The 9,090-nt window shown below is 56.8% G+C and carries 10 protein-coding genes; 8 read left to right on the top strand and 2 right to left on the bottom strand.

The window, feature by feature from the left end; translation table 11 throughout:
- From AB3X39_RS05450 to AB3X39_RS05415, 8 genes are all read left to right on the top strand, one after another.
- The coding region (locus tag AB3X39_RS05450; RefSeq protein ID WP_369416348.1) for an RHS repeat-associated core domain-containing protein at nt 1–554 on the top strand (554 nt) is incomplete at its 5' end.
- 8 nt (nt 555–562) lie between these two features.
- Complete coding sequence (locus tag AB3X39_RS05445) at nt 563–1,063, top strand: DUF6714 family protein (RefSeq protein ID WP_369416347.1); 501 nt, start codon at nt 563–565, stop codon at nt 1,061–1,063.
- 135 nt (nt 1,064–1,198) lie between these two features.
- Nucleotides 1,199–1,570, top strand: coding sequence for a DUF4288 domain-containing protein (locus AB3X39_RS05440; RefSeq protein ID WP_369416346.1), 372 nt, complete (start codon nt 1,199–1,201; stop codon nt 1,568–1,570).
- A 263-nt stretch (nt 1,571–1,833) separates the two neighbouring features.
- The gene (locus tag AB3X39_RS05435) at nt 1,834–3,489 is read left to right on the top strand and encodes an RHS repeat-associated core domain-containing protein (RefSeq protein WP_369416345.1); all 1,656 of its coding nucleotides are present in this window, start codon (nt 1,834–1,836) and stop codon (nt 3,487–3,489) included.
- 413 nt (nt 3,490–3,902) lie between these two features.
- Entirely contained in the window at nt 3,903–4,901 is a 999-nt protein-coding gene (locus AB3X39_RS05430; RefSeq protein WP_369416344.1) for an RHS repeat-associated core domain-containing protein, read from the top strand.
- A 48-nt stretch (nt 4,902–4,949) separates the two neighbouring features.
- A complete protein-coding gene (locus tag AB3X39_RS05425; protein WP_369416343.1) occupies nt 4,950–5,369 on the top strand; it encodes a hypothetical protein in 420 nt (139 codons plus the stop codon).
- Between the two features lie 90 nt (nt 5,370–5,459).
- Entirely contained in the window at nt 5,460–6,065 is a 606-nt protein-coding gene (locus tag AB3X39_RS05420) for an RHS repeat-associated core domain-containing protein (protein ID WP_369416342.1), read from the top strand.
- A 17-nt stretch (nt 6,066–6,082) separates the two neighbouring features.
- On the top strand, nt 6,083–6,514 hold the full coding sequence (locus AB3X39_RS05415) for a hypothetical protein (RefSeq protein WP_369416341.1): 432 nt from the start codon (nt 6,083–6,085) through the stop codon (nt 6,512–6,514).
- Between the two features lie 508 nt (nt 6,515–7,022).
- Here the strand turns inward: AB3X39_RS05415 and AB3X39_RS05410 are convergent.
- Both AB3X39_RS05410 and hslO read right to left on the bottom strand, forming a co-directional pair.
- Entirely contained in the window at nt 7,023–8,030 is a 1,008-nt protein-coding gene (locus AB3X39_RS05410) for a Card1-like endonuclease domain-containing protein (RefSeq protein ID WP_369416340.1), read from the bottom strand.
- Nucleotides 8,031–8,045: 15 nt separating this feature from the next.
- Nucleotides 8,046–9,011, bottom strand: a complete 966-nt coding sequence (gene hslO / locus AB3X39_RS05405; protein ID WP_369416339.1) for an Hsp33 family molecular chaperone HslO — start codon at nt 9,009–9,011, stop codon at nt 8,046–8,048.
- Nucleotides 9,012–9,090 lie beyond the last annotated feature (79 nt).

Here is a 9,090-nt window from a genome sequence, read left to right as displayed (position 1 = left end):
AGTCCGGCCCGCTGGGCACGTTCTTCTACGCCTATGACGAAACAGGCCTGTTCCACAACGGCCACCGCGACTACAACCCGGCCACCGGCCGCTACATCCAGCCCGACCCGATTGGGCTTGAGGGCGGTATCAATCGGTATGGGTATGTGGGGGGGAATCCGGTGATGTGGAGTGATCCTGATGGACTGCAAATCGTAATTCCCATTCCTGGTGGACGTCGGCCATCTTTTGTTGATCCTGACTTTCCTCCGGGAGTTGGTCCGAATCACCAGAGTGATTCCGTACTTCAAGAGTTAATCGAGCGAATTGCGAATAGGCGGGAATACAAGAATCGATGCGACGAGGAGCCGCCACCCGGATTTAATGCTTGCGAGCGTGCCAAGTGGGAAGTGAAAAAGTGGATGGATTGTAAAGCGCTTCGGGAAGCAAATACCAACAGATGGTGGGGCGGTGAAGATGAGCGGCACAATGCACAGTTAATGTCCGACATCGAAATCAACATATCAAGAGCCGAGCGCGCGGTGAAAAGAGTTTGTAAAGAGAACTGTCCTTGAGAAAAGACATGCAATTAATCGACAGAATTAATCAAGCATTCACAGGTGCTAATTTACCGCCGAAGAATGATCTTGTAGAAGGTTCGCTTGCCGACCAAGACTATGCGCATGATGTGGCGGCAGATTTGGAAAGTTGGCGAACAAACATGCCGGACAAGAGTTTACTTCGGCAGATGCATCAGGAACTCCGTAAAATATCGCCCGCCTCAACGCGCTGGATTGTTCCGTACTACCTCCGATATGCACTCACAGATGAGGCAAAATATAGTCTGATGGAGGTATCTTTTTTTGTTCTGAGCTTGGTGTCCCGTAGCAAGGAAGTGGATCAACAGGTCGCAGCAAGACTGTCCTTGATGAGCAGCGAGCAAATTGCGTGTGTAGTGCATGTGCTTTCGCATTTGAATGCTGATCCTGACTGGGCGGAGTACATGGGAGAGGACATCGAAGCTGCGCTTGCCACGCTGATGCGCCTAAATAAGATGCGGGGGGCTCTGCCTCCAGAGCGGTGAGCGATTCAAATCGTGGAACCGAGGTGGTGCCTTCGAGTTTCGTCTTCAACCTGCGCATGCCGGGCTGGTGTTTCCGATTAGGAAATCGAAACACGGATAAGGACCGCGAGAATTGCAAGTAACGTAGAGAAGACCATGCTGTACTGTGCACACGCCATTTTTTACTTCAAGCTTCTCGATCATGATCAAGATTCATTCCTCGTCCATGAGAACGTCTACCTGATCGAAGCCGAGAATGATGATCAAGCCGCAAAAGCAGCAGCTGAGATCGGCAAGGGCAATGAAGACGCCAGTGAAGATGGGCACCTTGAGCTGAATGAGCAAAAGGTGGCTTATCTCTTTGCAGGTATCCGCAAGGTCATCGAGATAGCGCCGAGCCCTGTCTCGGCAAGTGCAGTGGGGTTGATAGGGCTGGAGTTGAGCTATTCAGAGTTCGAGGTGGATACCCTAGACCAGGTTCTCGCTCTTGCCTGTGGCGACATGGTTGAAGTTTTGTACAGGGAATGATGTTCCGCTCACCCACGGTGTTCGCTTGGAAGTCTCCCACCTTGTCGTACCCGCACCTGATTGAAAAAGAAGCTGATTCAAACGCGAAGTGCATCACCTTGATGCGTCACGATTCACCGTTCATTGCTGGCTGTTCTTCAAACTCACGACGGCCGCGCACAAATCACCTACGGCGTCGATGGCTTTGGCCATGGCAAGGCAGAAATCAGCCCCGACTGAATGAGTCCGGCACCACGGACTACAGCTACTCCGCTTTTGGCGAAGTGACCCGCAAGACCCAGATGGCGGTGAGCGCAGGGATCACCAAGACGCATTCAGTCCAGTACGGCTGGGGGAGCGGTGCGGGGGACAGTGGCCATCTCAAGACGCTGACGTATCCCAGCGGCTCACAAATCGAGTACGTCTACGCCCCCGATGGCCGTGTGAGCCAGATTCTGTTTCACCCCGTGCTCAGCCAAGGCGCTGGCCCGAATGTGTCCACCAGCGCAGCCAGCACGTTCATGAGCAACATGCAATGGACGGCTTGGGGTGCGCTCAAGAGCTGGACCACCCAGTTCGGCATGAACGCTGTGCGCACCTATGACACCCACGGTCGTCTGCTCAGCTATCCGATCACAACCAGTTCGAATCGGAGCTTGAAATACGACCTTCAGGGGCGGGTGACGGTGCAGACCACGCCCACGCTTGTGGATCGCATCTTTGCCTACGACGCCTTGGATCGTTTGACCGGCATGACCGATGCCAACCGCTATCTGGGCTACGCCTACGACACGTCCAACAACCGCACGCTCAGCCAAGTCAACAATCTGGCGCTGAGCACAAAGCTTGTTGACGGCACCAACCGGCTTGCTAGCGTCGAGCAGTGGGGCTCCGTCCTCACGGCCGCAGGGGTTCCGCTGCCCACCGTGTACCCCCAAGTTCACGACAATGCGGGGCGGCTGATGGATGACGGGCTGAACCGCTACGCCTACAGTGATCGCGGCCGTCTGGCCTCGGTGCGCAATACCGCTGGTGTGACCAACTTCCTCTACAACGGCTTGGAGCAGCGTGTCGCCAAGTCCGGCCCGCTGGGCACGTTCTTCTACGCCTACGACGAAGCGGGCCATGTTTTGGGTGAATACGACTCGACCGGCGCACCGCTTTACGAAGTCATCTGGCTCGGTGACACCCCTGTGGGCGTGCTCCGCACCACCTTCAGCGCCGCCACATCGACCTACGCCGCCACCACCGACACGGTCTTTGTCGATCACCTCAACACGCCACGCACCATCTTCAATACCAACGGGGGCTCCTTGTGGACGTGGGCCCCTTACGAAGACCCTTACGCCCAGATCGTGCCTCCTTCTGCCGCCACCGGCTACGTCTTCAACCTGCGCATGCCGGGCCAGATCTTTGATAAGGAAACCGGCCTCCACCACAACGGCCACCGCGACTACAACCCCGCCACCGGCCGCTACATCCAGCCCGACCCGATTGGGCTTGAGGGCGGGATCAATCGGTACGCATATGTCGGCGGGAATCCGATCTCGTTCGCTGATCCGACGGGGTTGGTCGTCGAAGTTTGTTCCCAGCCGGCGTTTGGCGGGATGCCGGTCGATCACCATTGGCTTAAGACGGACACAGCTGAGGCCGGCATGGGTGGAACGAGAGGTAACGTGCCGGGCAATCAGTCGGGTGACATGCCCGGTGATCCCGTGCAAGTCACTGACCATCGGGGCAGAAGCAAGGAGGCTGGTGCCTCATGCAAAAAGGTCGATGGCGTTGACGAAAACAAGGTCAACGCTGCGCTGAAGATCGGGCGTCCGCTGGGGCGATGGGGTCCGACCAATCAGTGCCAGTCCTTTGTTCGTCAGACTCTCTTTGATGCAGGGTGGAAAGAACCGCGTCCGCCCTACGTCTCGTATCCCCTCACTCCATAAGGAACGTGAATGAGAGTCTTCGTGTGGGCTGTCGGGATTCTGATGCTCGCGGCCATGACGACTAGCTGCAAGCAATCGAGTGCGAACTACGAGGTTCTAGCGAGCAAGAACGTGCAATGCCCAGCGGGTTCGCATCTTGAATATCTCCCTTGGGGAAAGTCAGGACTTCGCGCTGTATGTTTGATGGAGCATGGCCCCATCGTCATAGCTGAGAACGGGCATGTCGTGATCGAAGGCGCCCACTCGCTCGGAAAGCAGGCGGGGGAGTGGCGTTGGTTGGATCCGACGGGGAAGGTTGTTCGCACAGAACATTTCGCAGCCCCGTAGGTTAATGGGCTGAGCCTGCGAAGCCCAACGCCCTCTGGTTCCTGGGGCTGGCCTCAAGTTTGAAGTCCCAGCGAGCACTGCAATAAATGACCACCACGTTCACCCACGGCATCCGCCTCGAAGTCGCGCAGGACGTGCTGGGCGCGCTGCTCGCCCACTGGTCTGAAGCGGCGGCCCAGGCGCAGGACGCTGCAAACCCCGATCTCGGCCGTCTGGCCTCGGTGCGCAACACGGCGGGTGTGACCAACTTCCTCTACAACGGCTTGGAGCAGCGCGTGGCCAAGTCCGGCCCACTGGGCACGTTCTTCTACGCCTACGACGAAGCGGGCCATGTTTTGGGTGAATACGACTCGACCGGCGCACCGCTTTACGAAGTCATCTGGCTCGGTGACACCCCTGTTGGCGTGCTCCGCACCACCTTCAGCGCCGCCACATCGACCTACGCCGCCACCACCGACACGGTCTTTGTCGATCACCTCAACACGCCACGCACCATCTCCAACCCCAATGGGGGCCTCTTGTGGACGTGGGCCCCTTACGAAGACCCTTACGCCCAGATCGTGCCTCCTTCTGCCGCCACCGGCTACGTCTTCAACCTGCGCATGCCGGGCCAGATCTTTGATAAGGAAACGGGCCTGTTCCACAACGGCCACCGCGACTACAACCCGGCCACCGGCCGCTACATCCAACCCGACCCGATTGGGCTTGAAGGGGGGATCAATCGGTATGGGTATGTGGGGGGGAATCCGGTGATGTGGAGTGATCCTGATGGGTTGAGCAAAGTTCAGGGTCAGGCCAGTATTGGTGGAAGTGATTCGGCGGTATCAGGCGTGACCAAGAGCAGTACAGCTGCAGAAGTTGAAGCTGCCATCAAGAGAGCACAAGCAGTAGTCGACGATCCGAAGGCGAGCCCTGCTAGAAAAATATTCTTGAAGGGGTGGATCAAGGTAGCCAAACGAGGGTTTACCAAGTCTGTGTGCCTGCCATTTATTGAAGACATGGTGAAGGGCACTTCATGTGAAATGTGCGTGCGCGGTGATCCAATCAGTTGCCAGATTTGTAGAGATATGTCGGATGATGACTAAGTTTATCTTAGCCCCTACGGGTTTTTAACATGAAAGGAGTAGTCACCTATGGCAGAGCCGGTTGACGTCGCAAACGCTAGATCACTTGCTTTAGTAGGAAACTACGAGGATGCCTTGGGTTTGTTGGAAAAGCATTTGATGGCAGATCCACATGACGCTGATGCGCTGCTGCTAAAAGGCAATACTTTGGAGCTGTTTGCATATGCGCCAATGCGGGCAGACGAGTTGAGCTATCTGAACTGTCAGGAATTGGCGCAGGCGAAAAATTGTTATGAGCTAATCCTTGTCGTGGAGCCAGATCACGTCAATGCCATGTGTGATCTGGCGAATTTGTACAAAGCCGCCTCTGATGAGGCCAAGTGCTTTGCCTTGTTGAAGGCAGCTGAATCGGTTTTACTGCAAGACCCCTTAACCAATGCTGATGCACTCGCAGAATTGCGCGATGAAATTCGTGATGCAATACCTTGAATAAATTGGATTAACGTATTCGAGACTCTGTTATTAAGATGAATTGGTTGGCTTCAAGTCAGCAGTTAATTATTAACCTTCAACCTGCGCATGCCGGGCCAGATTTTTGATAAGGAAACCGGCCTCCACCACAACGGCCACCGCGACTACAACCCCGCCACCGGCCGCTACATCCAACCTGACCCGATTGGGCTTGAGGGCGGGATCAATCGGTATGGGTATGTGGGGGGGAATCCGGTGAGCAGAATTGATCCGAGGGGTTTAACTACCGTAGTTGTCCTATCGGGCAGCGTCAGCAGTAATCCGTTCGGTCATATTGGTGTGGCCACGACAGGAAGTGGTGTCTACAGCTATGGTACGGCAGATCCTTATGGTGGGAGTTTTAGCAACTATCTTGCCGGGCAACTTGCTAACCGTAGTGTGCAGATAGTGGTGCTGCCGACGTCCCCTGAGCAAGAGGCGGCGATTCAAGCATCAATGCGAACGAACTCGGGAGGCTATTCGTGGAACTCAAACAATTGTGCGACCACCACTGGTACGGCGTTGAATTCGGCAGGTTTGCCAATGAGTCCCGATCCATCGATCTTGCCCGGCAAGGTTTTTAATGATGCGCTCTCGGTACCTGGTGCGACCTATATGTATCTTCCGAAAGGAAGTGCAGTGCCATCGGCTTTGCTGCCTTTCAATCCCAAGTAATAGAGCCGGAGGTACATGTGAATTGGCGATCTAGTTGGTTGATCATTGCGGCCGCGACAGTAGCAAGTATTTTTGCTGCGGCGACATATGCTTGGTACCAGATGCGTAGCGGGGAGCTTTATCAGAAAGGTAAATATGTTCTTTTGCAGCAGCTAGAGTTTGATCACCGACAATCACCAAGTAGTGACTCTCCAATTGCGATGCGGAATGTGAATGGATCGGGGGTTGATGTTCTTGGCCTTCCAACGGGTGATAAGACGTTTCCTCACGTTTGGGTGATCACAAGCGCAGTGGGCCAAGACGGTAAAATTTTTATGATTCCGAAAAACGCGCAGGGCAATGTTAGCTGTGTCTTTGTTGGAACTGTGACTTCGGCTGTGCGTGTTGCCCCAGAGGTTTTTGGCTGGCTTAAGCAGATTTGTAAGAAATCGTTTGACAGGCCTGCATGAGTGATTCAGGCGAATCGGCAATCTAGGAGTCGCTCAATTTTTCAGCGAATCTTGGGCAAGTCAAACCTTTCGGAAAAGCAGTTGCTGAAGTTGTCGGTTCGCTGTTTGGCCCCGGGATCCTGCCGCACGCAGCTTTGTTCTGGCGTGCATGTTGATGTGCACTGTGGAATGGTTAGACGGGGGCTCGGGCACCGTTGTTGGCCGGAGGGATTTCCTCTAAACGGCCTGACGCAGGGGGCCACCTGCGTGATCCGCACTACCGCCCCGTCGCTCCGCACCGATGCATGCGGGCATGTCAAGCGTAAGAAGCCGGGCTGCACTCCAACACAGGGGTTGCGCGGGGTGCGGTGGCGTGATTTGCAGGGCCGGAGCGCCGTATGCACACTGAAGAAAAGGCGGTGCAGCCCACGGAGGCAACCTCCGGCCCCACGGAGGTGTCATCTTCACCCCCGGACGCGCGTTCCGCACCCCCGGAGGCGGCTTTCGGCCCCACGGATGCGGTGTTGTCTTAGCGTGGGGCTGGCCCCGTGAGGCTTTGTTGCAGCAAAGGCATCAGGGTGTCGGGGGTGACAAAGCTCAGTTCGTACATGGCCGTCATGCCGGTGGCTTGGGTGTCATCCATGTCGGTGGCACAGACGATGAATTGGCGTTTGCCGAGACCCAGTTTGCGGCGTAAGCGGGTCATTTTTTCAATGTCATGACGGAACTCACCGCTCTTGCACTCGATGCAGATCAGGATGTCGTTGATCAGAAAGACGACATCGAGCTCGTGCAGGTCTTCGTTCTCAAACACCACCTTGGCGTTGCGTGCGCATGAGAACGCCAGCTTGCGTTCTTGGCAAAGATTGAGCATCGCCATGAAGGCGCGCCACTCCAGCCAACCCCCTTCAAAAAAGCGTCGCACTGCCGGAGCGGGTTGCAAGTTGAGGCGAATCAGCTTGTCGTTGCGCTGGTAGTTGTATTTGGCGAAAAACGAATAGCTGTAGAGCTTTTGGCACAGCGCGTTGTAGGCCTGACCATCCTTTTGACTCATGTCGCTGAGTTTGATGTTCAGGAAGTTCACGTCCTTGCGATAGGCCCAGCGCAATCGACCCAGCAGATCGCCGCTCATGGCCAAGTCTTCGCTGAGCAAATCGGCGGCTTCGTCAAAAAAGCCGGTGGTGTTGACGGCATCCAGGTCGAAATCAGCCTTGATGCGTCGGGCCGCAAACCAGCGCCGCAGACCCTCGTGTTGTTCGGCCGTGCTGAGCGTTTGGCTGTTGTAGGCGTCGAAATCAGCAGGCAGGGTGGCAGTGGTTGATGGGGGTGATGCGGTGGGCAAGGTCTTGTCGATCTCACGCAGCGCCTCAATCTCGCGGCGGCTGGCGAAATAGCGCTCCAGCAACTTGCCCACGTACATCACGGTGTCGTGAGCGGTGCCAGCTGCGCCGCATTGGGGGCAGTTCAGACGGACACCGATTTGATCGTTGCTCACCTCAGCAAGGTGGCCACATTGGGTACAGCGATGAATGGCCATGAAGAACTCTCAGATTTACTGCATCCGTGTGGTGCCGGGTGGGTGGTCGATGCCGGGGGTGAAGAGGGCCTGGGCGTCGATGCGGTCGAAGTGGTGTTGTTGACCGCAGAACTCGCAGCCGACTTCGACGTTCTCGCGTTCTTCAAGGATCGAGTCGATTTCTTCGCGGCCCAGTTGGCGCAGCATGGCGGCCACGCGTTGGCGTGAGCAGGTGCAGGCAAAGCGAGGGGTGAGGGGTTCGAAGACGCGCAGGTCTTCTTCCCAGAACAGGCGGTGCAGGATGGTCGGGGCATCCAAGCTCAACAACTCCAGCGGCTTGAGGGTCGAGGCGAGCATGGCGATGCGGTTGAAGTCCTCGTCGGCTTGGGCCGCGCGGTCTTGATCGCTCTGGGCACTGCCGGAGAGGTTGGCGCTGCCTTCGATGGGCAGGCGCTGGATCAACAGCCCAGCGGCGACGTGCTCATTGGCGGCCAGCACCAAGCGTGTTTCGAGCTGTTCGGACTGGCGCATGTAGTGCTCCAGCACGGCCGACAGAGAGGCCACACCTTGCTCATCCTCGGTGGCGAGCGAGACGACGCCTTGGTAGGGCACTTGATCGGGCTGGCGGTCGCGCGGGTCCAGGGTGATGGCGCAGCGGCCGTGACCGTGACGGTTGACGAGTTGCGTCAGGTCGTCTTCTTCGTGCACAGCACCGACGATCTTGGCCGTGGCGCGCAGGGCCAGATCGGGCTGGACTTCGACCACCGCGAGTTTGAGGGGGCCATCGCCTTGGATCTGCAACACCAGCGCGCCGTTGAATTGGATGTTGGCTTGCAGCAGCGCCGCAGCGGCGGTCATCTCGCCCAGCAGATTGCGCACCGCCACGGGGTATGCCCCCATTTGGGCGCGGCGACTCAGGATGTCTTGCCAAGGCGTTTCGAGGCGAACCAGCAGACCGCGCACGGGGAGATTTTCAAAAAGGAATTTGTTCAGTTCGGACATGGTGTGTCTTGGCTCAGGTTGATGACCACGGATGCAACTCGCGCGCGAAGCGGCGGGCATTGTCCACGTAATGGGCGGC

Source organism: Leptothrix ochracea (assembly GCF_041083635.1).
Lineage (GTDB): Bacteria > Pseudomonadota > Gammaproteobacteria > Burkholderiales > Burkholderiaceae_C > Sphaerotilus > Sphaerotilus ochraceus.
Note: the sequence above shows the minus strand (reverse complement) of the source record. Positions and strands in the feature narration are given on the sequence as shown.